Annotated in this window: 21 protein-coding genes, 1 tRNA gene and 1 pseudogene; 16 read left to right on the forward strand and 7 right to left on the reverse strand. The window is 70.9% G+C overall.

Going from position 1 to position 26,632, the window contains the following annotated elements:
* The first annotated feature begins 28 nt into the window (after positions 1-28).
* Together ABZT03_RS27000 and ABZT03_RS27005 are read left to right on the forward strand one after the other, a co-directional pair.
* Positions 29-1,648 carry an MFS transporter gene (locus ABZT03_RS27000; RefSeq protein WP_356043689.1) on the forward strand — a complete coding sequence of 540 codons (1,620 nt, stop codon included), beginning with the start codon at positions 29-31 and terminating at the stop codon, positions 1,646-1,648.
* A 316-nt stretch (positions 1,649-1,964) separates the two neighbouring features.
* Positions 1,965-2,276, forward strand: coding sequence for a small hydrophobic protein (locus ABZT03_RS27005; RefSeq protein ID WP_356043765.1), 312 nt, complete (start codon positions 1,965-1,967; stop codon positions 2,274-2,276).
* Positions 2,277-2,357: 81 nt separating this feature from the next.
* On the opposite strand, the pseudogene ABZT03_RS27010 reads toward ABZT03_RS27005, so the two are convergent.
* Positions 2,358-3,074, reverse strand: a pseudogene (locus tag ABZT03_RS27010) (potassium channel family protein); the annotation flags it as partial.
* 86 nt (positions 3,075-3,160) lie between these two features.
* A complete protein-coding gene (gene aceE / locus ABZT03_RS27015; RefSeq protein WP_356043691.1) occupies positions 3,161-5,893 on the reverse strand; it encodes a pyruvate dehydrogenase (acetyl-transferring), homodimeric type in 2,733 nt (910 codons plus the stop codon).
* A 352-nt stretch (positions 5,894-6,245) separates the two neighbouring features.
* Here aceE and ABZT03_RS27020 point away from each other — a divergent pair, with 352 nt between their 5' ends.
* The 6 genes from ABZT03_RS27020 to ABZT03_RS27045 all read left to right on the forward strand — a co-directional run bounded on the left by ABZT03_RS27020 (position 6,246) and on the right by ABZT03_RS27045 (position 10,683).
* Entirely contained in the window at positions 6,246-6,683 is a 438-nt protein-coding gene (locus ABZT03_RS27020; protein WP_356043694.1) for a DUF3052 domain-containing protein, read from the forward strand.
* A 115-nt stretch (positions 6,684-6,798) separates the two neighbouring features.
* The gene (locus ABZT03_RS27025) at positions 6,799-7,257 is read left to right on the forward strand and encodes a peroxiredoxin (RefSeq protein ID WP_356043767.1); all 459 of its coding nucleotides are present in this window, start codon (positions 6,799-6,801) and stop codon (positions 7,255-7,257) included.
* Between the two features lie 113 nt (positions 7,258-7,370).
* Positions 7,371-7,946: a calcium homeostasis/redox stress adaptation protein gene (locus tag ABZT03_RS27030; RefSeq protein WP_356043697.1), complete on the forward strand. Its 576-nt coding sequence runs from the start codon at positions 7,371-7,373 to the stop codon at positions 7,944-7,946.
* A 96-nt stretch (positions 7,947-8,042) separates the two neighbouring features.
* Complete coding sequence (locus ABZT03_RS27035; protein ID WP_356043700.1) at positions 8,043-8,618, forward strand: TerD family protein; 576 nt, start codon at positions 8,043-8,045, stop codon at positions 8,616-8,618.
* A gap of 48 nt (positions 8,619-8,666) precedes the next feature.
* Positions 8,667-9,809 (forward strand): DUF475 domain-containing protein, encoded by a 1,143-nt coding sequence (locus ABZT03_RS27040; RefSeq protein WP_356043703.1) that lies wholly within the window; start codon positions 8,667-8,669, stop codon positions 9,807-9,809.
* A 136-nt stretch (positions 9,810-9,945) separates the two neighbouring features.
* Positions 9,946-10,683, forward strand: coding sequence for a Tellurium resistance (locus ABZT03_RS27045; RefSeq protein ID WP_356043706.1), 738 nt, complete (start codon positions 9,946-9,948; stop codon positions 10,681-10,683).
* Positions 10,684-10,866: 183 nt separating this feature from the next.
* On the opposite strand, the gene ABZT03_RS27050 is transcribed toward ABZT03_RS27045, so the two are convergent.
* The gene (locus ABZT03_RS27050; RefSeq protein WP_356043708.1) at positions 10,867-11,679 is read right to left on the reverse strand and encodes a TerD family protein; all 813 of its coding nucleotides are present in this window, start codon (positions 11,677-11,679) and stop codon (positions 10,867-10,869) included.
* Between the two features lie 174 nt (positions 11,680-11,853).
* Between ABZT03_RS27050 and ABZT03_RS27055 the strand changes: the two genes are divergently transcribed.
* Genes ABZT03_RS27055 through ABZT03_RS27065 form a run of 3 tightly spaced genes read left to right on the forward strand, consistent with a single transcriptional unit; the run spans position 11,854 to position 16,344 of the window.
* Positions 11,854-13,020 (forward strand): HpcH/HpaI aldolase/citrate lyase family protein, encoded by a 1,167-nt coding sequence (locus ABZT03_RS27055; protein WP_356043710.1) that lies wholly within the window; start codon positions 11,854-11,856, stop codon positions 13,018-13,020.
* Between the two features lie 25 nt (positions 13,021-13,045).
* The gene (locus tag ABZT03_RS27060) at positions 13,046-15,493 is read left to right on the forward strand and encodes a phosphoribosyltransferase (protein ID WP_356043713.1); all 2,448 of its coding nucleotides are present in this window, start codon (positions 13,046-13,048) and stop codon (positions 15,491-15,493) included.
* On the forward strand, positions 15,493-16,344 hold the full coding sequence (locus ABZT03_RS27065) for an HAD family hydrolase (protein ID WP_356043716.1): 852 nt from the start codon (positions 15,493-15,495) through the stop codon (positions 16,342-16,344). Before ABZT03_RS27060 ends, ABZT03_RS27065 begins: the two co-directional genes overlap by 1 nt.
* A gap of 256 nt (positions 16,345-16,600) precedes the next feature.
* Here ABZT03_RS27065 and ABZT03_RS27070 read toward each other — a convergent pair whose 3' ends face one another.
* Positions 16,601-16,825, reverse strand: coding sequence for a zinc ribbon domain-containing protein (locus ABZT03_RS27070; RefSeq protein ID WP_356043719.1), 225 nt, complete (start codon positions 16,823-16,825; stop codon positions 16,601-16,603).
* Positions 16,826-18,324: 1,499 nt separating this feature from the next.
* On the opposite strand from ABZT03_RS27070, the gene ABZT03_RS27075 reads away from it, so the two are divergent.
* The 3 genes from ABZT03_RS27075 to ABZT03_RS27085 all read left to right on the forward strand — a co-directional run bounded on the left by ABZT03_RS27075 (position 18,325) and on the right by ABZT03_RS27085 (position 23,064).
* Positions 18,325-20,472, forward strand: coding sequence for a transglycosylase domain-containing protein (locus tag ABZT03_RS27075; protein ID WP_356043770.1), 2,148 nt, complete (start codon positions 18,325-18,327; stop codon positions 20,470-20,472).
* Positions 20,473-20,513: 41 nt separating this feature from the next.
* Complete coding sequence (locus ABZT03_RS27080; protein WP_356043721.1) at positions 20,514-21,797, forward strand: hypothetical protein; 1,284 nt, start codon at positions 20,514-20,516, stop codon at positions 21,795-21,797.
* A gap of 112 nt (positions 21,798-21,909) precedes the next feature.
* Entirely contained in the window at positions 21,910-23,064 is a 1,155-nt protein-coding gene (locus tag ABZT03_RS27085; RefSeq protein WP_356043724.1) for an amidase domain-containing protein, read from the forward strand.
* A 28-nt stretch (positions 23,065-23,092) separates the two neighbouring features.
* Here ABZT03_RS27085 and ABZT03_RS27090 read toward each other — a convergent pair whose 3' ends face one another.
* Together ABZT03_RS27090 and ABZT03_RS27095 are read right to left on the reverse strand one after the other, a co-directional pair.
* Complete coding sequence (locus ABZT03_RS27090) at positions 23,093-24,478, reverse strand: hypothetical protein (protein WP_356043727.1); 1,386 nt, start codon at positions 24,476-24,478, stop codon at positions 23,093-23,095.
* A gap of 80 nt (positions 24,479-24,558) precedes the next feature.
* A complete protein-coding gene (locus tag ABZT03_RS27095) occupies positions 24,559-25,317 on the reverse strand; it encodes a DUF4097 family beta strand repeat-containing protein (protein WP_356043730.1) in 759 nt (252 codons plus the stop codon).
* A gap of 228 nt (positions 25,318-25,545) precedes the next feature.
* Here ABZT03_RS27095 and ABZT03_RS27100 point away from each other — a divergent pair.
* Positions 25,546-25,617 (forward strand) — tRNA-Val (locus tag ABZT03_RS27100).
* A gap of 42 nt (positions 25,618-25,659) precedes the next feature.
* On the opposite strand, the gene ABZT03_RS27105 is transcribed toward ABZT03_RS27100, so the two are convergent.
* Positions 25,660-25,986, reverse strand: a complete 327-nt coding sequence (locus ABZT03_RS27105) for a hypothetical protein (protein WP_356043732.1) — start codon at positions 25,984-25,986, stop codon at positions 25,660-25,662.
* Positions 25,987-26,138: 152 nt separating this feature from the next.
* Between ABZT03_RS27105 and ABZT03_RS27110 the strand changes: the two genes are divergently transcribed.
* Entirely contained in the window at positions 26,139-26,369 is a 231-nt protein-coding gene (locus ABZT03_RS27110) for a DUF2277 domain-containing protein (protein ID WP_356043735.1), read from the forward strand.
* The last annotated feature ends 263 nt before the right edge of the window (positions 26,370-26,632 follow it).

Below are 26,632 nucleotides of genomic sequence, written 5' to 3' on the forward strand. Positions count from 1 at the left end.
GTCAGTCGCTGTCACTAGCATCGTACGTATGACTAGTCAGACCACCATCGGTACGGCGGGCCCGGGGGACACGGCACCGGCGGACCCGTCCGACCGGTCGCCGTCCTCCGGGCTGCGCGGCCATCCCTGGTTCACCCTCATCACGGTCGCCGTCGGAGTCATGATGGTGGCCCTCGACGGCACCATCGTGGCCATCGCCAACCCGGCCATCCAGAAGGACCTGAACGCCAGCTTCGCCGACGTCCAGTGGATCACCAACGGCTACTTCCTCGCCCTCGCGGTCTCCCTCATCACCGCGGGCAAGCTCGGTGACCGCTTCGGTCACCGCCAGACCTTCCTGATCGGCGTGGTCGGCTTCGCGGCCGCCTCCGGCGCCATCGGCCTGTCCGGCAGCATCGCGCTGGTCGTCACCTTCCGCGTCCTGCAGGGGCTGTTCGGCGCCCTGCTGATGCCGGCCGCGCTCGGCCTGCTCCGGGCCACCTTCCCCGCCGAGAAGCTCAACATGGCCATCGGCATCTGGGGCATGGTCATCGGCGCCTCCACCGCCGGCGGCCCGATCCTCGGCGGTGTGCTGGTCGAGCACGTCAACTGGCAGTCGGTGTTCTTCGTCAACGTGCCCGTCGGCGTCCTCGCGCTGGCCCTGGGCACGCTGATCCTGCTCGACCACCGCGCGCGGAACGCCCCCCGGTCCTTCGACATCCTCGGCATCGTGCTGCTGTCCGGCGCGATGTTCTGCCTGGTGTGGGCGCTCATCAAGGCGCCGGCCTGGGGCTGGGGCGACGGCCGCACCTGGACCTTCGTCGCCGTGTCCGCGGTGGGCTTCGCCGTCTTCTCCTTCTGGGAGACGAAGGTGAAGGAGCCGCTGATCCCGCTCGGACTCTTCCGCTCCGTGCCGCTGTCCGCGGGGGTGGTCCTCATGGTGCTGATGGCCATCGCCTTCATGGGCGGCCTCTTCTTCGTGACGTTCTACCTCCAGAACGTGCACGGTATGAGCCCGATCGACGCCGGTCTGCACCTGCTCCCGCTCACCGGGATGATGATCGTCGGTTCCCCGCTCGCGGGCGCGATGATCACCAGGCTCGGCCCGCGCATCCCGCTGGCCGGCGGCATGGCGGCCACCGCGATCGCCATGTACGGCATGTCCACCCTGAAGGTGGACACCGGCAGCGCCACCATGTCGCTCTGGTTCGCCCTGCTGGGCCTCGGCCTCGCCCCGGTCATGGTCGGCGCGACCGAGGTCATCGTCGGCAACGCGCCCATGGAGCTCTCCGGGGTCGCCGGCGGTCTCCAGCAGGCCGCGATGCAGATCGGCGGCAGTCTCGGTACGGCCGTCCTCGGCGCCGTCATGGCCTCCAAGGTGGACGGCGACCTCGCGGGCAACTGGGCGGACGCGGGCCTGCCGAAGCTCACCCCGGCCCAGCTGGACCAGGCGTCGGAGGCGGTCCAGGTCGGTGTGGCACCGGTGGCCAAGGGCACGCCCGAGGCGATCGCCGCGAAGATCGCGGACGTCGCGCACGACACCTTCATCTCCGGCATGAGCCTGGCGTCGCTGGTCGCCGCCGGGGTCGCGGCCGTCGCGGTGCTGGTCGCGCTGCTCACCAAGCGCGGCGAGAACGCGGAGGCGGGCGCGGGCGCCGCGCACATCTGACCCGGGGGCGGACTCCGCGTGGTCCCCGCGAACGGAGTTCGCCTATCAGGGTGACAAAGCTAAAGATTCCTCGCAGCCGGTACGCACCGCGGGTCACAGTGGGTCAAGCCCTCCGCAGGCATGTTCCGGGCACAAGTCCGGGCCGCTCGCGGCGCCTTGGAGGGCGGCCGGTGCTGCGGCGCGCTGCCGGAGGGGGGTGGCGCGCCGGCAGACCGGAAGGGGGCTCTCCCGGCCCCGGGGATGAACGGCGGAAGCCGGGGTACCCGCACCTCTGAACCCAGAGCGAACCCAACCAACCATGTGGTTCAGGGAGTTGATGATGGCGGGCTTCGGACACGGAACGCGCAATTACCCCCGCTCACGTAGCCGCACGAGGTCACGGAGCGGGCCGGACAGCGCGACGCTCGGAATCATCGGAGTCATCTGCGCGGTCGCCGGTTTCTTCGTGCTGGGGATCATCCTCGGCCCGGTGGCGGTCGTCTGCGGCTGGCTGGCCATGGGCCGCAGCTGGTCGGGCGGCAGCCGCTCGATCCCGGCCCTGGTCGCTCTCGTCCTGGGTGCGATCGACACGCTCCTGGCGATCATCTGGCTCGCCGGAGCGGCGACCCCGGGCAGCGGACTGTTCTGACCCGGGCGGGTGAATGACGGGCTCCCGGCGGATGGGCCGGGAGCCCACCCGTGTCCCGGTGAGGGCCGCCGCGGCCGGCGTGCGCAGCGCGGCGACCTCCGCCCGCAGCGCCCGTACCTCCGCCGTCAGCGCCTCGATGGCCTCCGTCTGACGGCGCTCGGTCACGTCGTCCTTCTCGAAGCGCGAGATGAACCACGCGGCGATGTTCGCGGTCACCACACCCAGCAGCGCGATCCCGGAGAGCATCAGCCCCACCGCGATCATGCGGCCCAGGCCGGTGGTCGGGGCGTGGTCGCCGTACCCCACGGTGGTCATGGTGGTGAACGACCACCACACCGCGTCACCCAGCGTCAGGATGTTCCCGTGCGGGGCCTCCCGCTCCACCGACAGCACCGCCAGCGAGCCGAACATCAGCAGCCCCACCACCGCGCCGGCGACATACGTGGTGAGCTGGATCTGCGAGGCCATCCGGGCCCGCCGCCCCACCAGCATCAGCGTGGAGACCAGGCGCAACAGCCGCAGCGGCTGGAGCAGCGGCAGCACCACCGCGCACAGGTCCAGCCAGTGCGTGCGCACGAACTCCCGGCGCCGCCGGGCCAGCCCCAGCCGTATCAGGTAGTCCGCCGCGAACGCCCCCCAGACCACCCACTCAACGAGCGTGCAGCCGGCGGTCAGTGAGCGCCCCGCCGAACTGTCCACGATCGGGACCGCGTAGGCGAGGGCGAACAGCAGGGCGAGCGCCAGCAGGGGCCGTTGGCTGAACTGTTCCCACCGGACCTGCGCCGACTGTTGCTCCATGCGCGCATCGTAGGGAACCCGCGAGGACCCGCGACGCGCGAGCGGCGGGGCCCACGGGCCCCGCCGCCGTCCTCAGCCGCGTGCGGCTACGCGTCGCCGCCGGCCGCGCCGGGGTCGGCCGCCGAGGCGTCGAGGAGCTGGTAGCGGTCGATCGCCTGCTTCAGCACCGACCGGTCCACCTTCCCTTCCTTCGCCAGTTCGGTCAGCACGCCCAGCACGATCGACTGCGCGTCGATGTGGAAGAAGCGCCGCGCCGCGCCGCGCGTGTCCGCGAACCCGAAGCCGTCCGCCCCGAGGGACTGGTACGTCCCCGGCACCCAGCGCGCGATCTGGTCCGGCACCGACCGCATCCAGTCCGACACCGCCACGAACGGCCCCTGGGCCCCGGCGAGCTTCCGCGTCACGTACGGCACCCGCTGCTCCTCCTCGGGGTGCAGCAGGTTGTGCCGCTCCACCTCGACGGCCTCGCGGCGCAGCTCGTTCCAGGAGGTCGCCGACCAGACGTCGGCGCGCACGTTCCACTCCTCGGCGAGGATCCGCTGCGCCTCGATCGCCCACGGCACCGCCACACCCGACGCGATGACCTGCGCCGGGATCGATCCCGAGGTGCCCTCGCTGAAGCGGTGGATGCCCTTGACGATGCCCTCGGCGTCCACGTTCTCCGGCTCGGCCGGGTGCTGGATGGGCTCGTTGTAGACGGTGAGGTAGTAGAAGACGTCCTCGCTGTCGGGCCCGTACATCCGGCGCAGGCCGTCCTGCACGATGTGTGCGATCTCGAAGCCGTACGCCGGGTCGTACGCCACACAGCCCGGGTTCGTGGAGGCCAGCAGCTGCGAGTGGCCGTCCGCGTGCTGGAGGCCCTCACCGGTCAGCGTGGTCCGGCCGGCCGTCGCACCGAGGACGAAACCGCGCGCCAACTGGTCGGCCATCTGCCAGAACTGGTCGCCGGTGCGCTGGAAACCGAACATGGAGTAGAAGACGTAGACCGGGATGAGCGGCTCGCCGTGCGTCGCGTAGGCCGAGCCCGCCGCGATCAGCGAGGCCGTGCAGCCGGCCTCCGAGATGCCGTCGTGCAGCATCTGCCCGGTCGGCGACTCCTTGTAGGCCAGGAGCAGCTCACGGTCGACCGACTCGTACTGCTGGCCCAGCGGGTTGTAGATCTTCGCACTCGGGAAGAAGGAGTCCATGCCGAACGTGCGGTACTCGTCCGGCGCGATCAGCACGAACCGCCTGCCGAGTTCCTTGTCCCGCATGAGGTCCTTGAGCAGCCGTACGAACGCCATGGTGGTGGCGATCGACTGCTGACCCGAGCCCTTCTTCACACTCGCGTACGTCTTGTCCCCGGGCAGGGCGAGGGGCTTCGCCCGCACCACACGCGTGGGGACGTACCCGCCGAGCCCCATCCGGCGGTCGTGCATGTACTGGATCTCCTCCGACTTCCGGCCCGGGTGGTAGTACGGCGGCGCGCCGGACTCCAGCTCCTTGTCGGTGATCGGCAGGTGCAGCCGGTCGCGGAAGCCCTTGAGGTCGTCGACCGTCAGCTTCTTCATCTGGTGGGTCGCGTTGCGGCCCTCGAAGTTCGGGCCCAGCGTCCAGCCCTTGACCGTCTTGGCGAGGATCACCGTCGGCTGGCCCTTGTGCGCCTTGGCCGCCGCGAACGCCGCGAAGATCTTCCGGTGGTCGTGGCCGCCGCGCCCCAGGTGCAGGATCTGGTCGTCGGTCATGTTCTCGACCATCGCGCGCAGCCGCTGGTCGTCACCGAAGAAGTGCTCGCGGATGTACGAGCCGGTCTCGGTGGCGTACGTCTGGAACTGGCCGTCGGGCGTGGTGTTCATCCGGTTGACCAGCACGCCGTCGCGGTCCTGCGCCAGCAGCGGGTCCCACGAGCGGTCCCAGATCAGCTTGATCACGTTCCAGCCGGCGCCCCGGAAGATCGACTCCAGCTCCTGGATGACCTTGCCGTTGCCGCGCACCGGGCCGTCCAGCCGCTGCAGGTTGCAGTTGACGACGAAGGTCAGGTTGTCCAGGCCCTCGCGGGCGGCGATGGACAGCTGGCCGAGCGACTCCGGCTCGTCCATCTCGCCGTCGCCGAGGAACGCCCACACGTGCGACTTCGAGGTGTCCGCGATCTCGCGCGCCTGCATGTAGCGGTTCATCCGGGCCTGGTAGATCGCGCCGATCGGGCCCAGGCCCATCGACACGGTCGGGAACTCCCAGAAGTCCGGCATCAGCCGCGGGTGCGGGTAGCTGGAGAGGCCGTAGGGCGCCTTCGACTTCTCCTGCCGGAACGCGTCCAGGTTCTGCTCGCTCAGCCGGTCCAGCAGGAACGCGCGGGCGTAGATGCCGGGGGAGGCGTGGCCCTGGAAGAAGACCTGGTCACCGCCGTCGCCCTCGTCCTTGCCGCGGAAGAAGTGGTTGAAGCCGACGTCGTAGAGAGAGGCCGAGGAGGCGAAGGTGGCGATGTGGCCGCCGACCCCGATGCCCGGCCGCTGGGCGCGGGAGACCATGACCGCGGCGTTCCACCGGGTCGCGTTGAGGACCTTCCGCTCGATCTCCTCGTTGCCCGGGAAGAACGGCTCGCTCTTGGTGGGGATGGTGTTGACGTAGTCCGTGCTGCGCATCTCCGGCACGGCCACGCGCTTCTCGCGGGCCCGCTCGATCAGCCGCAGCATCAGATAGCGGGCCCGCTCCCGGCCGCGCTCGTCCACGGCGGCGTCGAGGGAGTCGAGCCACTCCTGCGTTTCCTCGGGGTCGAAGTCAGGAACCTGACTCGGAAGGCCGCCAATGATGATCGGGTTGCGATCGGATCCGGAAGCCACGCTGTTCCTTACCTGTCAGAGGGCTGCTTTTCGCTGGCATTACGGCGTTCCTGCGCCGTTCCCCATCGTGTACCTCGGGGCGTCAAACGTCATCTCTACTAGGGGGTAACCGGATCTGCCGCATCAGGTCTGGTTCCCAAACACACAAACGGGGCAGAAAGGTGTGGTGTGCGTCACCTCGCATCCGGGCGGCGTGCCTGGAGTTGCGGCGACACGGCCCGGAAAGTCACCGTTTCGGCGGTCTGAAGGGCCGGGTACTTGCGCGATCCGCCCCGCCCGTGTGGACTACGGCCAATGCTTCGCGCACGCGCGTGGCTGAGACATTCACCGAAACAAGATCAGGAGGCAACCCGTGAGCGCGACCGCGGACCACGCGGAGGAGCGGACTAGCCCTGCCGTCAGGCTGGGATTCCAGCCCGAGCAGGTGGTCCAGGAGATCGGCTACGACGACGACGTAGACCAGGAACTCCGCGAGGCCATTGAGGAAGTCATCGGCAGTGATCTCGTGGACGAGGAATACGACGACGTCGCCGACGCCGTTGTCCTGTGGTTCCGCGACGACGACGGCGACCTGACCGACGTACTGGTGGATGCCATCACGTACATCGAGGAGGGTGGTTCGATCCTGCTGCTGACGCCGAAGACCGGCCGGGACGGCTACGTGGAGCCGAGCGACATCTCCGAAGCCGCGACGACGGCGGGGCTGTCCGCGTCGAAGAGCGTCAGTGTGGGCAAGGACTGGAGCGGCAGCCGGCTGGTGACTCCGAAGGCGGCCAAGTCCAAGAGGTGATCCTCCGCAAGACACCGGACGGGCCGACTCAGGTCGGCCCGTCCGTGAGCCCCGGTGACCCGCTGCGTAGGGTGTTCACTCACCCGAACAGCCCCACCGAAGGGACATGAAGGCGATGGCGATCCAGGTCGGCGACAAGGCCCCCGACTTCGAGCTCAAGGACAACCACGGCCGGACTGTTCGGCTGTCCGACTTCCGCGGCCACCAGAACGTCGTGCTGCTCTTCTACCCCTTCGCCTTCACCGGCGTGTGCACCGGCGAACTGTGCGAGCTGCGCGACAACCTGCCGCAGTTCTCCGACCGCGAGACACAGCTGCTCGCGGTGTCGAACGACTCCATCCACACCCTGCGCGTCTTCGCCGAGCAGGAGGGCCTGGAGTACCCGCTGCTGTCCGACTTCTGGCCGCACGGCGCCACCTCGCGCGCCTACGGGGTCTTCGACGAGGACAAGGGCTGCGCGGTGCGCGGGACCTTCGTCATCGACAAGGAGGGCGTGGTGCGCTGGACGGTCGTCAACGGCCTGCCGGACGCCCGCGACCTGAACGAGTACGTCAAGGCGCTCGACACCCTGTGATTCTTCGGCTCCAAGCCCTGCGTGGGGCGGGAACCCGTCACTAGGATCGAATCGTTGATCCGATATCCGACGTACGGCGGGGCTCCCCGCCCCTGGACATCATTGGAGGACTCGTGGGAGTCAGCCTCAGCAAGGGCGGCAACGTTTCCCTGACCAAGGAGGCCCCGGGCCTGACCGCGGTCATCGTCGGTCTGGGGTGGGACGTCCGCACCACCACCGGCACCGACTTCGACCTCGACGCCAGCGCCATCCTGACGAACGCCGAGGGCAAGGTCAGCAGCGACGCCAACTTCGTGTTCTTCAACAACCTCAAGAGCCCGGACGGCTCGGTGGAGCACACCGGCGACAACATCACCGGTGAGGGCGAGGGCGACGACGAGCAGATCAAGATCAACCTCGCCGGTGTCCCGGCCGACGTGGAGAAGATCGTCTTCCCGGTCTCGATCTACGACGCCGAGAACCGCCAGCAGTCCTTCGGCCAGGTCCGCAACGCGTTCATCCGCGTGGTGAACCAGGCGGGCGAGGCGGAGATCGCCCGCTACGACCTCTCCGAGGACGCCTCCACGGAGACCGCCATGGTCTTCGGCGAGCTGTACCGGCACGGCGCGGAATGGAAGTTCCGTGCCATCGGCCAGGGGTACGCCTCGGGCCTGCGCGGCATCGCGCAGGACTTCGGCGTCAACGTCTGAGCCCGAGCACCGCACCGTCCGGCGCCGCACCCCTCGTGCGGCGCCGGACGCGCAGGACAACCCAGGTAGGTACCGTCTCGGGGAGGGACCAGCAGCATGGGCGTCACGCTTGCCAAGGGAGGCAATGTCTCCCTGTCCAAGGCCGCTCCGAACCTCACACAGGTGATGGTCGGGCTCGGCTGGGACGCGCGCTCCACCACCGGAGCCGCCTTCGACCTCGACGCCAGCGCACTGCTGTGCAACGGCGGGCGGGTGCTGGGCGACGAGTGGTTCGTCTTCTACAACCAGCTCAAGAGCCCGGACGGCTCGGTGGAGCACACCGGCGACAACCTCACCGGCGAGGGCGAGGGCGACGACGAGTCGCTCCTGGTCGACCTGGTCAAGGTGCCGGCCCACTGCGACAAGATCGTCTTCCCCGTCTCGATCCATGACGCGGACGCGCGGGGCCAGACGTTCGGGCAGGTCAGCAACGCGTTCATCCGGGTCGTCAACCAGGCCGACGGCCAGGAACTCGCACGCTACGACCTGAGCGAGGACGCCTCCACCGAAACCGCCATGATCTTCGGCGAGCTCTACCGCTACCAGGGCGAGTGGAAGTTCAGGGCCGTAGGGCAGGGGTACGCGTCGGGGCTGCGGGGCATCGCTCTAGACTTCGGAGTCAACGTTTCGTAAAGCCGAGTACGGCGCGGGGGAGACCCGTACCTACGGATTGGGTAGCCAGTGCTTCTGAAAACCTTCGGCTGGTCGTTCGCGATCACCGCGCTCGGCCTGGTCGCAGCGGTCCTCTACGGGGGGTGGGAAGCCTTCGGCATCGTGGCTATCCTCACCGTTCTGGAGATCTCGCTGTCGTTCGACAACGCGGTGGTCAACGCCGGAATCCTGAAGAAGATGAGTGCCTTCTGGCAGAAGATCTTCCTCACGGTCGGCGTCCTCATCGCCGTGTTCGGCATGCGACTGGTCTTTCCCGTCGTCATCGTGGCCATCAGCGCCAAGATCGGTCCGATCGACGCGGTCGACCTCGCGCTGAACGACAAGGACCACTACCAGCAGCTCGTCACCGACGCCCACCCGTCGATCGCGGCCTTCGGCGGCATGTTCCTGCTGATGATCTTCCTCGACTTCATCTTCGAGGACCGGGACATCAAGTGGCTGGCCTGGCTGGAGCGGCCGCTGGCCAAGCTCGGCAAGGTCGACATGCTGTCGGTCTGCATCGCCCTGATCGTCCTGCTGGTCACGTCCTTCACCTTCGCCACCCACGCCCACCAGCACGGCGGCGCCCACGTCGACAAGGCGCAGACGGTCCTGATCTCCGGGATCGCCGGCCTGATCACGTACATGATCGTCGGTGGTCTCTCCGGCTACTTCGAGGACCGGCTCGAAGAGGAGGAGGAACGCGAGCACGAGGAGGAGGAAGAGGCCGCGCGCGCCGGCAAGGAGCGCTCGGCGGTCACCCTGGCCGGCAAGGCCGCGTTCTTCATGTTCCTCTACCTGGAGGTCCTGGACGCGTCGTTCTCCTTCGACGGCGTGATCGGCGCCTTCGCCATCACCAACGACATCGTCCTGATGGCCCTGGGCCTCGGCATCGGCGCGATGTACGTCCGGTCGCTCACCGTCTACCTGGTCCGCCAGGGCACCCTCGACGACTACGTCTACCTGGAGCACGGCGCGCACTACGCGATCGGCGCGCTGGCAGTGATCCTCATGGTCACGATCCAGTACCAGATCAACGAGGTCATCACCGGCCTCGTCGGCGTGGTGCTGATCGCCTGGTCCTTCTGGTCGTCGGTGCGCCGCAACAACGCACTGGCAGCGGCAGAGGGAAAAGCGACGGGCTCGGACGAGAAGACTGAGGTCTCGGTCTAGGGCGAAACAGGCCTGAGAGCCGCTTCCCGGTGTGAACCGGGCTTCAGTGCGGAACGCTCTGTGCGGGGCGGCCGGCGAGGAGAACTCCTGCGCCGGCCGCCCCGCCGGGGTTTTCAACGGGACGGTGGGGGCGGGCATGGGTTTTCTCGACGGGCTCTGGCGTGGCCGCGAGGCCGACTTCGACACGGGCAGCGCGGCGAGCAACGCGATAGAGCTGACCAAGCGGCACCACCAGGTGTCGCTCACCAAGCAGGGCGCGGCCACCGGGCACCTGCGCGTCAACCTGAACTGGCGGATGCGCACGTCCGACATCGGCGGCTCACCGCGCGAGAGCCTGCTGCGGCATCCCTTCAAGGCGCTCAAGCCGCCCGAGGTCATCGGGCACAGCCAGAGCATGGTCAACGTCGACCTCGACCTCGGCTGCCTGTACGAGCTGGTGGACGGCACCAAGGGCGTGGTCCAGCCGCTCGGCGGCTACCTCGGCGAGATCAACGCGCCGCCGTTCGTCAAGCTCAGCGGGGACGACCGGTTCGGTTCGGCGTCCGGCGAGACGATGTACGTCAACCTCGACCACCGCGACCAGATCAAGCGGCTGCTGGTCTTCGTCTACATCTACGACCAGACGCCCGCCTTCGACCGCACCCACGCCGTCGTCACGCTCTACCCGAGCAACGGCCCCCGGATCGAGATCGGCCTCGACGAACGCCACCCCCAGGCCCGCTCCTGCGCGGTCGTCATGATCGAGAACGTCAAGGGGGAACTGGTCGTGCGGCGCGAGGTGAAGTTCGTGTACGGCTTCCAGGCGGAGCTGGACCGGCTGTACGGCTGGGGCCTGCAGTGGGGGCGCGGCTACAAGGCCAAGGCGGACCGCTGACACGGAGCGCCGGGCTGTCTGGCGTTGAACTGCCGGGGCTTGATTTGTGGGGTGCCGAGCTGCCGGGCTGTGAGCTGCCGGGCTCCGGGCGCCGGTGCTGCCGTGCCCCGGGCCACCAAAAAGCCGAGCGCCCGGCGTCCGGGCCGGAGGACGCGGCCCGGCGCCCGGGCCGGACGACGGGCCCTAGCGGCCGATGAACTGCGGGCCCTGCGGTGGCAGCCGGAAGTCCGGGTTGGCGACCGTCGTCACCGGCTGCGGATAGCCGTAGCCGGACCGCGCGGCCGCCGGGGCCGCCGTCTGCGGATAGCCGTACGCCGGCTGCCCCGCGGTCTGGGGATAGCCGTAGGCCGGCTGCGTGGGCACCCCAGGCGGCTGCTCGGGGGGCAGCGGGCGCGCGGGCTCGGGGGCCGTCCACCGGGGCGGCTGGACCTCGCCGGGCTCCTCCAGGGCCTCCGACTCGTCGACCGAGATGCCGAAGTCGGTGGCCAGGCCCTTCAGGCCGTTGGAGTAGCCCTCACCCAGCGCCCGGAACTTCCAGCCCTCCCCGCGGCGGTACAGCTCGCCGCAGATCAGGGCGGTCTCCTGGCCCGTCTCCGGCTTGATGTCGAAGCGGGCCAGCGGCTCACCGTCGGCGACGGCGGCGTCGTACAGCAGGATCTGCAGGTCACGCACCCGGTCGAAGGTGACGCCGTCCGCCGAGGCCACCAGCAGGATCTGGCCGACTCCCGACTCGACACCGGCCAGATCCGTCTGGATCGTGTCGGTCAGGCCCTCGGCGACCCGCTTCTTGCCGAGCCGCCACACCTTCCCGGCGGGATGCCTGGGCTGGTTGTAGAACACGAAGTCCTCGTCGGAGCGCACACGGCCGTCGGGGCCGAGGAGCAGCGCCGAGGCGTCCACATCCGGAACCCCCTGCCCCGGTGTCCAGCGCAGCACGGCGCGCACCGTGGTGGCCTCGAGCGGGACGTTCGACCCTTTCAGCATCGCGTGCGTCATGCGGTCATCCTGCCCTCTCGGTCCTGATCACGACAATGCGGGGTACGCGCATGGTCATGGCCGGGTTACCTGAAATTCATGCCCGGCGGGAACCCCTGACATGGATCCCTACGTACTATTACCGGCCACCTGTGGACAGTCCACAGGAACCGACCGATCACCACGGGGAGTGCAATGCGTCATTTCGGGCATATCGCCCCGGAGGTGCGGCAGCGCCTGTTCCACCGGGAGCCCTGCGAGTTCACCGCGGACTCACCGGCCCGGCTGCTCGCCGTGGCCCTGGGCGCCACGCTGTACAGTCCGGCCACGCGGCCGAGGCTCGCCGACGACATCGTCAAGCAGACCGGTCGCGGTGTGGTCTCGATGGTGCTGTGCCTGGAGGACTCGATCGGCGACGAGGACGTCGCGGACGCCGAGGAGAACCTCGTCCGGCAGTTCACGGAACTCGCCGCCGGCCCCGCGACCGACCTGCCGCTGCTGTTCATCCGCGTGCGGGTGCCCGAGCAGATCCCCGACCTCGTCCGGCGGCTCGGTCCGGCCGTCCGGCTGCTGTCCGGGTTCGTGCTGCCGAAGTTCACCGAGGAACGCGGCATCCCCTTCCTGGAGGCCATGGCGAACGCCGAGGCCGACAGCGGCCGGCGCCTGTTCGGCATGCCCGTCCTCGAATCGCCCGAGCTGCTGTACCGCGAGTCGCGGGTGGAGACCCTGGAGGGCATCTCCCGCGCCGTCGACAAGTACCGCGACCGGGTGCTCGCGCTGCGCCTCGGCGTCACCGACTTCTGCTCCTCCTACGGCCTGCGCCGCGCCCCCGACATGACGGCCTACGACGTCCAGGTCGTCGCCTCCGTGATCGCCGACGTGGTGAACATGCTGGGGCGGGCCGACGGCACCGGGTTCACGGTGACCGGGCCGGTGTGGGAGTACTTCCGCGTCCAGGAGCGCATGTTCAAGCCGCAGCTGCGCCGCAGCCCCTTCCTGGACGGACAGGCCGAGGAACTGCGCGAGGCGCTCCTGGAGCACGCCATGGACGGACTGCTGCGCGAGATCTCCCTCGACCGGGCCAACGGCCTGCTCGGCAAGACCTGCATCCACCCCTCCCACGTGCTCCCGGTGCACGCGCTGTCCGTGGTCAGCCACGAGGAGTTCAGCGACGCCCAGGACATCCTGCGGCCGGAACGCTGCGGCGGGGGCGTGCTGAGGTCGGCGTACACGAACAAGATGAACGAGGTGAAACCGCACCGGGCCTGGGCCGAGCGGACCGTGCTCCGTGCCGAGGTCTTCGGCGTGGCCAACGAGGACATCGGCTTCGTGGAGCTCCTCGCGGCCGGAATTCCCGGCTGAGAAACCGCAGAACACCAAGGGACGCATGAACAACGCAGGGAACAACGGGGTCTGGTCGGGCAGCTGGGTCGCCGAGCGGCTCGGAGTCGAGCTCGCGGGCGACGAGGAGCTGACCGGCCTGCTGGGGATGGCGCTGCGCCGCAACCCCAAGCGGGCGCATCTGCTCGTATCGAACGTGCTCGGCAAACACGTGCCGCAGTCACCGTCCGTGGTCTACGGCCACGGGTTCGCGCTCGGCCGCCGGGTGCGCGAGCTGCTGGGCGCCGAAGAGGCCCGCGGGGCGGTCGTCCTCGGATACGCGGAGACCGCCACGGGGCTCGGTCACTCGGTCGCCGACGGGCTGGGCCCGGCGCCCTACCTGCACTCCACCCGCCGGCCGGTGCCGGGCGTGGCCGCGGCGGGCGGCTTCGAGGAGTCCCACTCGCACGCCACCTCGCACCTGCTGCTGCCAGAGGACCCGGCGCTGCTGGTGGGCGACGGCCCGCTGGTGCTGGTCGACGACGAGTTCTCCACCGGGAACACCGTCCTGAACACGATCCGCGACCTGCACGAGCGCTACCCGCGCGGACGCTACGTCGTGGTCGCCCTGGTCGACATGCGCTCGGCGGCGGACGCGGACCGGCTCCGGAACTTCGCGCGGGAGATCGGCGCCCGGGTCGACCTGGTCGCCGCCGCCTCGGGCACCGTACGGCTGCCGGACGGGGTGCTGGAGAAGGGGCAGGAGCTGGTCGCGCGGTACGAAGCGGCCGCCGCACCCGCGGAGCGGTCCCACGGCCGGGTCGCGCGCGTCGAGCTGTGCTGGCCCCGCGGCCTGCCCGACGGCGGACGGCACGGCTTCACCCCCGCGCACCGCGCCCGCCTGGAGGGCGCCCTGCCCGCGATGGCCGCCCGGCTCGCGGAGGCGCTGCCCGCCGGCGCCCGCCGGGTGCTCGTGCTCGGCTTCGAGGAGCTGATGTACGCGCCGCTCAGGCTGGCCCGCGAGCTGGAGCAGGTCACCGACGCCGACGTGCGCTACTCCACCACCACCCGCTCACCCGTCCTCGCGGTCGACGACCCCGGCTACGCGATACGCAGCCGCATCGTCTTCCCCGCCCACGACGACCCCGCCGACGGCCCCGGGGAGCGCTACGCCTACAACGTCGCCGGCGCCGGCTTCGACGCCGTCATCGCCGTCGTCGACTCGGTCGCCGACACCCCCGCACTGCACGCGCCGGACGGCCTGCTGTCCCGGCTCGCCGCGCACGCCCCGCACGTCCTGCTCGCGGTCGTGCCCTCGTACGCGCCCGAGCCCCTGTACGTACCCGAAAGGCCCGCCATGCTGCCCGAGCCCCTCCGCGGCCCCGCCTTCTCCTCGTATCCACCCGAAGAGGTCGGCTGGCTGCTGCGGGACCTGTCGGACGTGACGCTGGAGGCGCCGACCGAGGAGCGCGAGGAGGCCATCCAGAGCGGCGGCGCGCACTACGCCGAGTCGCTGCCGGTGGAGTACCAGCCCAGCGAGCAGTACCAGGAGCTGTTCCACTCGGCACTGGAGGCGTCCGCGGCGCGCATCGCGCAGGCGGTCGGCGCCGTCACCGAGCTCGTGCTCACCGAGCGCTCACCCCGCCCGGTGCTGGTGTCGCTGGCCCGCGCGGGCACACCCGTCGGCGTCCTGATGCGCCGCTGGGCCCGGTTCCGGCACGGCCTCGACCTGCCGCACTACGCCGTGTCGATCGTCCGCGGCCGCGGCATCGACGCCAACGCGCTGCGCTGGCTGGCCGCCCACCACGACCCCGGGGACGTCGTGTTCGTGGACGGCTGGACCGGCAAGGGCGCCATCACCCGCGAACTCGCCGAGGCGATCGAGGAGTTCGAGGCGTCCGACGGCATCACCGGCTTCGACCCGGAGATCGCCGTACTCGCCGACCCGGGTTCCTGCGTGCGGACCTACGGCACCCGTGAGGACTTCCTCATCCCCTCCGCCTGCCTCAACTCCACGGTCTCCGGCCTGATCTCGCGGACCGTGCTGCGCGCCGACCTCGTCGGGCCGCACGACTTCCACGGCGCGAAGTTCTACCGCGAACTCGCCGGAGCCGACGTCTCGACGGACTTCCTGGACGCCGTGGCCGCCCGCTTCCCGGAGGTCTCCGACACGGTCGACGCTCAGGTCAAGGAGCTGCTGGCGGCCGACCGCGCCCCCACCTGGAAGGGCTGGGCGGCCGTCGAGCGCATCAGCGAGGAGTACGGCATCCACGACGTGAACCTCGTCAAGCCGGGCGTCGGCGAGACCACCCGGGTGCTGCTGCGCCGGGTGCCGTGGAAGATCCTGGCGCGGGCCGGAGCGGGCGCCGACCTGGACCACGTCCGTCTGCTGGCCGGCCAGCGGGGCGTACCGGTGGAAGAGGTCGACGACCTGCCGTACACCTGTGTCGGGCTGATCCACCCCCGCTACACCCGCGGCGCGACCGGCGCCGACGGCAAGGCGGTGACGGTCTGATGCCGGTGCTGGTGGCGAGCGACCTCGACCGTACGCTCATCTACTCCGCGGCGGCCCTGGCGCTGACCATGCCCGACCCGCGGGCGCCCCGGCTGCTGTGCGTGGAGGTCCACGAGAGCCGGCCGCTGTCGTTCATGACGGAGACCTCCGCGGGCCTGCTCACCGAACTCGGCGACGAGGCGGTGTTCGTGCCGACGACGACCCGCACCCGCAAGCAGTACCAGCGCATCAACCTGCCCGGCCCCGCGCCGACCTACGTGATCTGCGCCAACGGCGGCCACCTGCTCGTGGACGGGGTGTCCGACCCGGACTGGCACGCCCGGGTCACCGCCCGGCTGGCCGAGGAGTGCGCCCCGCTCGACGAGGTGCGCGCCCACCTGGAGGCGACGGCCGACCCGCTCTGGGTGCGCAAGCACCGGATCGCCGAGGACCTCTTCGCCTACCTCGTCGTCGAACGAGAGCTGCTGCCGGAGGAGTGGGTCAAGGAGCTCGCCGTGTGGGCGGAGGGCCGCGGCTGGACGGTGTCGCTGCAGGGCCGCAAGATCTACGCCGTGCCGAAGCCGCTCACCAAGAGCGCGGCCGTGCGGGAGGTCGCCCGTCGCACCGGCGCCGAACTCACCCTCACCGCCGGTGACTCCCTGCTCGACGCCGACCTGCTGCTGGCGGCGGACCGGGGCTGGCGCCCCGGCCACGGTGAGCTGGCCGACGGCGGCTGGACGGCACCGGCCGTCAGCGCGCTGCCCGAGCGGGGCGTGCTGGCCGGGGAGCGGATCCTGCGCGAGTTCCTGCGGGCGACGCGGAACGCGGACCGTGCGGGGCGGGAGGGCTCGGGCCCTTCGGACCCGGGCTGAGCGGACCAGTCCCTTCGGACCCGGGCTGGCGGACCAGTCCCTTCGGACCCGGGCTGAGCGGACCGGCCGGTTCGCTCAGCCCGGTCCGGCAGGAGCGGACCCGGCGGGTTCAACGGGTCCAGCAGTTCAGCGGGTTCCGCTGGGCGAGCCGGCTCGCCCAGGGGGGCGAACCGGCCAGACCGGCCCAAGCGGGAGCGTCGGGCACGAAAGCTGAAAATCTGCTGAATAAATCACAGCCCGCCCGGCCCGGGGCGGGTCAGCCGCAGCAGCCCCCTCCGCAGCAGCCGCCCCCGCCGCCGCCCGCGCGGGGCGCCGGTGCGGCGGACGACGCGGAGGAGCCGCCGACGGCCACCGTGGACAGCAGCTTTACCGTGTCACCATGCCCGGAGGGGCAGGTCGCGGGGTCGGCGGAGGCCGCCATCGGGCGGCTCAGTTCGAAGGTGTCACCGCAGGTCCGGCACCTGTACTCGTAGCGAGGCATGCGCCCAGGTTAACGGGAACGACCGCCCCGGAGAGTTGCGTGCCTCACAGCGTCTGCTTCTGTCCGCACTCCGATCGAACTATTCGAAAAAATCGCTGGTAATTTGTGGATGCCGCGAGGAGGCCGCAAGGCCGGGGGACATCAGGGGGTTCGCAGCCGAGACGTCGGCCGCTGCATCTACCCGCGCGAGCAAGACAAGTGCGGAGGGAGACGCAGTCGTGACCGAGGCAGGGCAGGGGGAAGGCGCCGAGGGGGGTCGGGAGCCGCACGGCGACCGGTCGGCGCCGCGACGGCCGCGGCGTCGCCATGCGGAGGAGGACGCCCGCACCGAAGCCCCATCCCCGCAGGAGGTGCCGCCGCCCGCGGACGCGACCATGCAGCTCAACGTCGACGCGCTGCGGGCGAATCCGGCGTTGCGGATGGACCCGGCCGCCTCGACCGAGCCGACGGATCCGGCCGAGCCGCGGGCCGAGAACGACCCGCAGGCGTCGAAGAACGACCCTCGGCCGCGGACGCGCGGGCAGGAGCACTCCGACCCGCTGGTGCGACCCCGTCCGCGTACGGGCGCCGACCCGCAGGCGGGTTCCCGTCGCCGGGCGGAGCCGGACCCGCAGGCGCCGTCCGATCCACAGCCCGGGTCCCGTCGCCGGGCCGGGTCGGACCCGCAGGCGTCGTCCGGCGCCCAGGCCGGGCCCCGCCCGCCGAAGCAGCCGAACCCGCCGGCCGGGACGCGCCGTCGGAGCGAGGCGCCCGCGCAGGCGCCGGCCGACCCGCCGCCGCCCGCGGACGCGACCATGCAGCTCAACGTGGACGCGCTGCGGGCGAACCCGGCGTTGCGGATGAACCCGGACGAACCGTCCGATGCCCAGGCGCGCGCCCGCGGGCAGAGAAACGTCCCTCCGCAGGCACAAGCACAGCCGCGAGCACAGCCGCAGCCGCAGGCCAAGGCCGACCCCCCGGCCACGGCGCGTCCGCAGGCGAGGCGTCGCCCACCTGAGCAGTCAGTCGCGCCGGAGCGGTCAGCCGCGCCTGAGCAGTCCGTCCCGCAGGAGCGGTCCGACGCGCAGGCGAAGTCCCGCCCGCCGGTGCGGCCCCGCCCCCAGTCGGCCTCCGGCGATCCGCTGGTCCGGCCCCGTCCGCGGCCGAACGCCGACCCGTCGGGAAGGCGCCGCCCGCAGGAACAGCCCGACTCGCAGGTCACGTCCTCGCGGGAGCCGTCCGGCCCGCGGGCCGGACGCGGCCGGCAGGGGCAACCCGGCCCGCATGCCGGGTCCCGCCCGCACGGACCCGACTCGCACGTCACGTCCGGTTCGCGCGAGCAGCCCGGCCCGGCGGCCCCGCAACACCGTCAGGGCGAGGTGGACGCTCAGGGGCCCGCCGACCCGCCGCCCCCGGCGGACGCGACCATGCAGCTCAAGGTCGACGCGCTGCGGGCCGATCCGTCGTTGCGGCCGGACCTCGCCGAGCCCGCCGACCCGCCGCCCCCGGCGGACGCCACCATGCAGCTCAAGGTCGACGCGCTGCGGGCGCTCCACACGCCGGAGCCCGGCCGGCAGCCCACCCGGCACAAGACGCCCTCGCCCTCGCTGCGTTCCCGCGTGACCGCGGCCGTGGGGCCGAGGCTGGACCCGTTGATCACCGGTCTGGCGCCGCTCGCGCACTTCCTGGCGCCGTACGCCCGCAAGCTGCGGCCGCACTACCCGCGGCCCGGCCGCACCGACTGGCGGCGCTGGGTGCCGTCCTGGCGGCAGTCGATCGGTGCCGTCCTGGCGTCCGTGGGGCTGAGTAGTCTGCTGCTGGTCGTGGCGTACGCCGCCACGGACATACCGGACAACCTCAACTCGTACGCCACCCAGCAGGACAACGTCTACTTCTGGTCCGACGGGACCCCGATGGCCCGCACCGGCTGGGTGCAGCGGCAGGCGATGCCGCTCAAGGACATACCCGAGGACGTCCGCTGGGCGGTGCTGGCCGCGGAGAACGCGAGCTTCTACTCCGATCCCGGCATATCCGTCAGCGGCATCGGCCGCGCCCTGTGGCGCACCGTGGGTGAGGGCGACACCCAGGGCGGTTCCACCATCACCCAGCAGTACGTGAAGAACGTCTACCTGAACCAGAACCGGTCGGTGGGCCGCAAGTTCACCGAGGCGATGATCTCGCTCAAGCTCGACAACAAGATGAGCAAGGACAAGATCCTCGAGGGCTACCTCAACACCAGCTGGTTCGGCCGCGGCACCTACGGCATGCAGCGCGCCGCCCAGGCGTACTACGGCAAGGACGTGAGCGAACTCAACGTGAGCGAGGCCGCCTTCCTGGCCTCCCTGCTCAAGGGCGCCGGCCTCTACGACCCCGTGCTCAGCAAGGCCAACCACGACCGGGCCGTCGAACGCTGGTCGTGGATCCTCGACCGCATGGTGGACCTCGGCAAGCTGTCCCCGACCGAGCGGGCCAGGTACAGGACGTTCCCCGAGCCGCTCAAGCAGTCGCGGACCTACGACACCGGCAAGCAGAGCGACTACCTGGTCGAACTCGCCACCCAGTACGCGAAGAAGACCGCCCACATCTCCGACAAGGACTTCGACCTGGGCGGCTACCAGATCTACACCACGTTCGACCGCAAGCGGGAGACCGAGCTCACCGACGCCGTGGCCAAGGCCCGCAAGGCCGCGAAGAAGACCGACCCGGGCATCGCGAAGAGCGCGCACTACGGGGCCTCCTCGGTCTCCGCCGACGGGCGGATACTCGCCGTCTACGGCGGCCCCGACCACCGTACGCAGGGCTACAACGAGTCCAACGCGACCACCGTCCCGGCCGGTTCCGCCTTCCTGCCCTTCGTCTACGCCGCCGCCCTCGACCACGGGGTCACCAAGACCCGCGACGGGAGCACCGCCCCGGTCACCCCGGAGTCGGTCTACGACGGCGACGACGACATCCCGGTCACCACACCCGAGGGCCCCTACTGGGACCGCGCCGGCAAGGTGGTGACCGCCCGCAACGACGGCAAGAAGTCGTGGGGGCGGATCAGTCTGCGCACGGCGCTCGCCCAGTCGGTGAACACGCCGTTCATGCAGCTCGGCATGGACACCGGCCTGGCGAACGTGCGCAATACCGCGGAGGCGGCCGGACTCCTGCCGTCCAGCTTCGGGCGGCAGGTGCCCGAACTGTCCATGGGCAGCGCCACCCCCAGCGCGCTGCGCATGGCCAGCGGCTACGCCACCTTCGCCGCGGGCGGCCGGCACACCGAGCCGTACTCGGTCAGCCGGATCACCCGCAACGGCTCCGGCGTCGCGCTCGACCGGCCGAGGCCGGTCCGGGCGATCACCGCCGAGACCGCCGGCGCGGTCACCCAGGCGCTGCGGGACTCCTTCCGCGCCGCCCACCCCGCCGACGCGCCCGCCACCGCGGACGTGGCCGGCAAGGCCGGCACCACCCAGGACGACACCGCCGCCTGGTACGTCGGCACGAACAAGTCCGTGTCGACGGCCGTCGTCGTCTACCGGATCGACCTGAGCAAGAGCCTGCAGCCCCTGCCGCTGAAGGGCGTGGCCGGATCCCCGTCCCTCCCGACCGGCTCCCCGGCGACGGAGGGAGAGCCGTCCGACGTGCCCTACGGAATCTGGTCCGGCGCCATGAGCCCACTCGGCTGACCACCGACAGCGCACCCGCACCCTCCCAGAATGAGCCGCACATGAAGCCTCGTACGACGGCGCCATCCGGCCGGCGCCGCAGAGCACGCGCACCACGCCGGACCCCGCGGCCGGGGTTCCTCACCCTGGCCGCTCTCCTCGTCGTGGCCTCGCTGGTCGCCGGCTACCTGGCGCTGCACCGCTCCGACGGCACCACGCCCACCGCGTCCTCGGGCGACGGCAAGGCGGGCAGGGCGAGCCGGGAGCCCGCGTGGGACGGGAAGACCAAGGTGCTCGGGGACGGCTCCACCTCGTACACCGGCCCGCAGAGCGGCGAGTTGAAGGCCGTACCGCTCAAGCCGGGGGAGAAGCCGCCCCAGTTCGTCGTCTTCTCCTGGGACGGCGCGCTCCAGGGCGACGACGAACTCTTCTCGCACTACCGGGAGCTGGCGAAGGAGTACAACGCCCACATGACCTTCTTCCTCACCGGCATCTACCTGCTGCCGAAGAGCAAGAAAGACCTGTACTCCCCGCCGATGCACGCCAAGGGCTCCTCGGCGATCAGCTTCCCCACCGACGAGCACATCCGCACCACGCTGGAGCAGCTCGCCAAGGCGTGGGACGAGGGCAACGAGATCGGCACCCACTTCAACGGCCACTTCTGCGGCGCCAAGGGCGGCGGCGACTGGAGCGTCCAGCAGTGGAAGAGCGAGATCGACCAGTTCTACTCCTTCGTGGAGCACTGGAAGACCAACACCGGCTACACCGACCTCGACCCGCTGCCCTTCGACTTCAAAAAGGAGGTCACCGGTGGCCGCGCGCCCTGCCTTGAGGGCCAGCCCAACCTCCTGAAGGCGGCGAAGAGTTACGGCTGGCGCTACGACGCCAGCTCCACCGGTGACTTCCAGATATGGCCCAAGAAGAAGAACGGCCTGTGGGACTTCCCGCTCCAACTGCTCCCCTACGACGGCGGCAAGTACCAGGGTTTGTCCATGGACTTCAACTTCCTCTACAACCAGTCCGAGGGCGAGACGCAGGGCGACCCGGGCAAGTTCCCGCAGTGGGAGCAGCAGACCGTCGCCTCCTACATGGCCGGCTTCAACCGCGTCTACTACGGCAGCCGGGCCCCGCTGTTCATCGGCAACCACTTCGAGGACTGGAACGGCGGCATCTACATGAAGTCCATCGACCAGGTCATCAAGAGCGTGTGCTCCAAGAAGGGCGTCAAGTGCGTGTCCTTCAGGGAGCTGTCGGACTGGATGGACGTGCAGAAGCCGGAGACCCTGGAACGGCTGCGCAGCCTCGACCCGGCGCAGTCCCCCGACTGGTCCACGGTCGTGGAGTAACCAAACCTCAACCTCAACCCTCTTCACAACCCGCACACAGGGCATGCGAAGATGCGCTTCCCGGCGTCCCCAATGCCGGTGAAGAGGGGAATCTTCAGTGAAGTCAAGGAAATTGAGCCGTACGCGGCGCCGCGCCACCATACTCGGGGCGGCCGCCGCCTCCGTCGTCGCCGGAGTGGCGCTGCTGCCCAACTGGAGCGCCGGTGCGGCCGTCGTCGACGACCCCACGGTCGACGCGCAGACGAAGGCCACCTTCCAGAAGCTGGCCGACGCGGTCTTCACCGACCGTACGGACGCGCTGGTCGAGGGCGCGCACGGACGCGGCGGCAAGCCGCTGACCGGCGGTTTCTCCGGCGACGTCAAGGTGTCCGCCAGCACCGCCCGGACCGAGGACGCGGCCCTGTCCACGCTGGGCCGGCGCAAGGACCAGCTGGCTAAGGCCGGCGAGAAGTACAGCAGGGCCAACACCACCGTCACCCTGAACGCCACGCGCGTGACGGGCCGTACGGCCAAGGCCGCGGTCACCGAGACCACGACCCTGACCTACGCGCAGGCCCGCGGCGGCGCGCCGAGGACCACCGGCTTCCAGGCCCGGCACGAGCTGACCTTCAAGGCCGACCAGCAGGGCACCTGGCAGCTCACCGACGTCGAGGACACCGATCAGGGTGGTCTCGCGGTGAACACGCTCTCCAAGCCGGTGTCCGTCAAGGCGACCACCGCCGACGACACCATGCCGGACGCCCCGCGCGCGGCCACCACCCGCAACCCGGTCGCCGTCCCGAAGACCGGCACCGCCTATGACTACAAGGCGATGGCGGCCTACGCCGAGAAGTACTGGAACGTCTACAACAAGGACTACCCGGACTACAACGGCCACGCCGACGGCGGCGACTGCACCAACTTCGTCAGCCAGTCCCTCAAGGCGGGCGGCTGGAAGCACGTCCCCGGCTACGTCTACGACTACACCAAGTGGTTCGGCAACGCCGACATCCAGTCGGACTCGTTCGTCGGCGTCAACGAGTGGTCCTGGTTCGCCCAGAACTCCAAGCGGACCACCAGCCTCGCCAACGTCTACCAGCTCGAGGTCGGCGACGTCCTCCAGATGGACTTCGACAGGGACGGGTCCAAGGACCACACGATGATCGTCACGGCCAAGAGCGGCGGCGTGCCCTACGTGACGTACCACTCGAACAACACGTTCCGCAGGTCGGTGGCGAGCCTCGTCGCCTCCTACCCGAACGCGGCGTACTACGCCTACCGCACCTGACCGGTGCCCTCCGGGGCGGGGGCCGGACTCAGTGGCCGGCTCCCCGCTCCTCCCGGATCTGCGACACCACCCGCGCGACGGACTGCCGTACGGCCTCCGTCTCCACGAGGAAGTGCCAGTAGTCCGGGTGGCGGCCCTCCAGGGTGGCGACCGCCCGGTCCAGCCGGGCGACCGCGTCGTCCAGCGGGCGCGCCTGCCGCGGATCGGGCGTGTTGCGGCCGGCCATGGCCAGCCGCTGCGCGTCCCGGATCGCGAACCGCGTGCGGTCGATCTCCTGCTGCGGGTCCTTCTGCACGGCGTTCAGCCGGCGCAGCCGGTCGCCGGCCGCGGACACCGACTCGTCGGTGGTGTTCAGCAGCGCCCGCGCCGTGGACAGCAGCGCGGTGGCGTCCGGCCAGCGCTGCGCGTCCCGCGCGGCCTGCGCCTCCTTCAGCTTCAGCTCCGCCTGCCGTACGTTCTCCCCGGCCAGCTCCGGCACGTGCTGGAGGTCCTGCCAGCACTCCGCCGCGAACCGCCGCCGCAGCTCGCTCAGCACGGGCTCGACCTGACCCGCGCGCGTGGTCAGCGCCTCGGCGCGGGTGCGCAGCGAGACGAGCCGGTGGTCGGTCTCCGCGGCCCGCTCCGGCAGCCGCCCGGCCTCCACCCGCACCGCCTCGGCCTCCCGGGCCACCCGCTCGGCCCGTTCCAGCGTCCCCGGGACGCCGTGCTGCCCGGCGCCCTGGTTCAGCTTGGTCAGCTCGGGCGCGAGGGCGGCCAGCCGGGCCGCGAGATCGTCCGCGGTCAGCCCCGACGCGCGGACCGTGTCCAGGGCGTTCGAGGCGGCCAGCAGACCCTGCCGGGCGCGCTCCACCGCGGGCGCCAGCCGGGCGAGCTGCGTCTCCGCCTTGCCGAGCAGCGGCCCGAGCCCGTCGCTGAAGCGGTCCAGTTCCTGCTTGACGCGGCCGAGCTCGTCCTTCGCGGCGGTCAGCCGGGTGCGCGCCTGGGCCGCGGTGTGGGCCTCCAGGTCGTCACGGTCGAGGTCGTGCGCGTCGACGGCGTCGATGTACCGGCTGCTGGCCTCGTCGACCCGTCCGCCGATCGCCTCGAAGTCGGCGACCGCGCGCCGCGCGGCCGGCGAGTCGTCGACGGCGGTGATCGTCTCGATGGAGATCCGCAGATCGCGCTGGGCGGTGTCCAGCTCGTAGAACGCGGCGGCGGCGGCGTCCTTCGCGGCCTGCGCCTCGGCCCGCTGGCTCTCGGCCCGCCCGCCGAACCAGCGCCGGGTGCCGCCGCCGGCGAACGCGGCGGGCAGCGCGAGGGCGAGAACGAGGGGCAGGGCGACCAGGGCGAGGGTGTCGCCCAGGGCCCCGCGCGCGGGACCGTGCTGTGCGCGCGGCACCGACGGCGAGTACGGCTGCGCAGAAGTCGCCGTCACATCCCTCTCCCGTGCTTCGTTCGTCGTGGCCGGTGCCTGGTGTCATTCTCCCACCGGTTACAGACGAACACACGGGCCGGTCAGTTCGCGGTACGGACCGTGACTTTGCCGTCTCCGGTGCGGGCGGACACCACGTGCGCGCTGGAGTCGTCCCGGGGCACGGACACGTCCACTCCTCCGTCGCCGGTCTCGGTGCTGACCCGGTAGGTGGCCCGGGGCAGCGCGACGGTGACCGAGCCGTCCCCGCTGTGCGACTCCACCAGGTCCGGTACGGCGCCGAGTTGGAGGTGCACGGAGCCGTCCTGGGTGAAGGTGCGCACCCGCCGCGAGGAGACGTCGGCGCGCACCGACCCGTCGCCGGTGCGCAGTTCCAGCGGTCCGGTGGAGTCGCTGACGCGCACGGAGCCGTCGCCGGTACGGATGCTCAGCGGCTGCGTGAACCCGCTCGCCCGCACGCTCCCGTCCCCGTCCTCGACCTTCACGGCGACTCCGGCGGGCACCTCGATCCGGTGCCGGGCCGAGCAGTCGGCGATCACGCCGGAGCACTTCACCCGCAGCACCAGCCGGTCGTCCTTCATGGACCAGGTCACCCGGGGCTCCTTGCCGAGGGTGACGCTGCCCTGCCACCACCGGGTGACCGCGACCGTGCCCGCCTTGTGGGAGCCGGCCGCGACGATCTCCAGCGCCGAGTCGTCGGAGTCGACGGTGAGGGTCCGGCCGTGCAGGGCGAACGCCCGGTGGTCGGGGTGCTTGTCGTCGCCCGCGGACGCGCCGCAGGCGGTGGCACCGGCGAGGAGCACCCCGACGGCTCCCGCGACGGCGGCGGCGCGGACGGACACGGATCGGACCATGAGAATCCCCCTGGGATCGGCCCGCCTCCGGTCTCCTCCTGAGCCGGACCGCGAAGCCTCTACGACCGTACGGAGACGGGTCGCGCCGGAGGATCCGGCGGCCTCCCGGATACGGGGTGGGGAAAACCCCCGCACGAGTGCGCCCGGCGGTGCGGGTCGGGGCGCGAAACGGGTTCGGGACCGGGGGCCGGGCAATGTAGGCTGTCGACTCGTCCCGGGTGCGTAGCTCAGGGGTAGAGCGCCTGCCTTACAAGCAGGATGTCGGCGGTTCGAAACCGTCCGCGCCCACACATGACAGGACCCCGGCCGACGGCCGGGGTCCTGTCGCGTTCACGAGCCCTGTGTGTGCTTCAGCTTCGACCGGGCGTCGACGCGCTTCGCCGCCACGACCTCCGCCCAGAAGCGGTGGCAGCTCACGAAGACCGCGAGTTCGTGCTCGCGCTGCCGCAGCTTCTCCACCTCGGCCTGCTCGTCGGCCGTCCAGCCGGGGGAGGCGGGGCGTTCCACCTTGCGCCAGCCGTTGTCGTCACTGAACCCGTCCACGGCCTCGACCGACCAGGGAAGCCGCTTGAGCAGGGCCGACAGCTCGGCCCGGACCTGGTGCAGCTCCTCCTGACCGGCGAGGAGGTCACTCGGAAAGTCATAGGTCGTAGCCACCCGGCAATGGTACGCCTGTTCGATTTTGGGTGGCGAGTTCCTTCCCGGGGTTCATGCGAACGGGTGTACGTGGCGGTCGGGTTGGCGGGGTCGCCTCGGGCGAGGGGGAGGAGAGGCTCGGCAAAACGGTCGTCCGGGGTGAGACTGGGGACATGTGCCGGAGCATCAAGACCCTTCGCCCGCCCGTTCTGCCCGAGGAGGCGACGGAGACCGACATCCGGGCCGCCGCGCTGCAGTACGTACGGAAGGTTTCCGGGTTTCGGGCGCCCGCCGCGCACAACCAGGAGGTGTTCGACCGTGCCGTCGATGTGATCGCGGAGGCCACGGCGGAGCTGTTGGCGGGGCTGGAGGTACGGGGGCAGGGCGGGCGTCGGGCGGGGTAGGCGGGGCCCTCCGGGTGGGGTGGGGTCGCTGCGCAGTTCCCCGCGCCCCTGTGGGGGTGGTTGGCGTCGTGTGTCGCGTGTGGGTTGGTGGGGTCGCTGCGCAGTTCCCCGCGCCCCTGTGGGGGTGGTTGGCGTCGTGTGTCGTGTGCGGGTTGGTGGGGGCTTGGCGCGCAGTTCCCCGCGCCCCTGTGGGGGTGGTTGGCGTCGTGTGTCGCGTGCGGGTTGGTGGGGGCTTGGCGCGCAGTTCCCCGCGCCCCTGTGGG

It is taken from the genome of Streptomyces sp. NPDC005574 (assembly GCF_040605435.1).
GTDB lineage: Bacteria > Actinomycetota > Actinomycetes > Streptomycetales > Streptomycetaceae > Streptomyces.

What these genes read in the sequence shown, in the direction of transcription:
- ABZT03_RS27000 (WP_356043689.1), top strand. Translation starts at nt 29, where the DNA reads ATGACTAGTCAGACCACCATCGGTACGGCGGGCCCGGGGGACACGGCA.
- ABZT03_RS27025 (WP_356043767.1), top strand. Translation starts at nt 6,799, where the DNA reads ATGGCGATCCAGGTCGGCGACAAGGCCCCCGACTTCGAGCTCAAGGAC.
- ABZT03_RS27110 (WP_356043735.1), top strand. Translation starts at nt 26,139, where the DNA reads ATGTGCCGGAGCATCAAGACCCTTCGCCCGCCCGTTCTGCCCGAGGAG.
- ABZT03_RS27075 (WP_356043770.1), top strand. Translation starts at nt 18,325, where the DNA reads ATGCAGCTCAAGGTCGACGCGCTGCGGGCGCTCCACACGCCGGAGCCC.
- ABZT03_RS27060 (WP_356043713.1), top strand. Translation starts at nt 13,046, where the DNA reads ATGAACAACGCAGGGAACAACGGGGTCTGGTCGGGCAGCTGGGTCGCC.
- ABZT03_RS27080 (WP_356043721.1), top strand. Translation starts at nt 20,514, where the DNA reads ATGAAGCCTCGTACGACGGCGCCATCCGGCCGGCGCCGCAGAGCACGC.
- ABZT03_RS27050 (WP_356043708.1), bottom strand. Translation starts at nt 11,679, where the DNA reads ATGACGCACGCGATGCTGAAAGGGTCGAACGTCCCGCTCGAGGCCACC.
- ABZT03_RS27035 (WP_356043700.1), top strand. Translation starts at nt 8,043, where the DNA reads ATGGGCGTCACGCTTGCCAAGGGAGGCAATGTCTCCCTGTCCAAGGCC.
- ABZT03_RS27055 (WP_356043710.1), top strand. Translation starts at nt 11,854, where the DNA reads ATGCGTCATTTCGGGCATATCGCCCCGGAGGTGCGGCAGCGCCTGTTC.
- ABZT03_RS27045 (WP_356043706.1), top strand. Translation starts at nt 9,946, where the DNA reads ATGGGTTTTCTCGACGGGCTCTGGCGTGGCCGCGAGGCCGACTTCGAC.
- ABZT03_RS27005 (WP_356043765.1), top strand. Translation starts at nt 1,965, where the DNA reads ATGATGGCGGGCTTCGGACACGGAACGCGCAATTACCCCCGCTCACGT.
- ABZT03_RS27070 (WP_356043719.1), bottom strand. Translation starts at nt 16,825, where the DNA reads ATGCCTCGCTACGAGTACAGGTGCCGGACCTGCGGTGACACCTTCGAA.
- ABZT03_RS27065 (WP_356043716.1), top strand. Translation starts at nt 15,493, where the DNA reads ATGCCGGTGCTGGTGGCGAGCGACCTCGACCGTACGCTCATCTACTCC.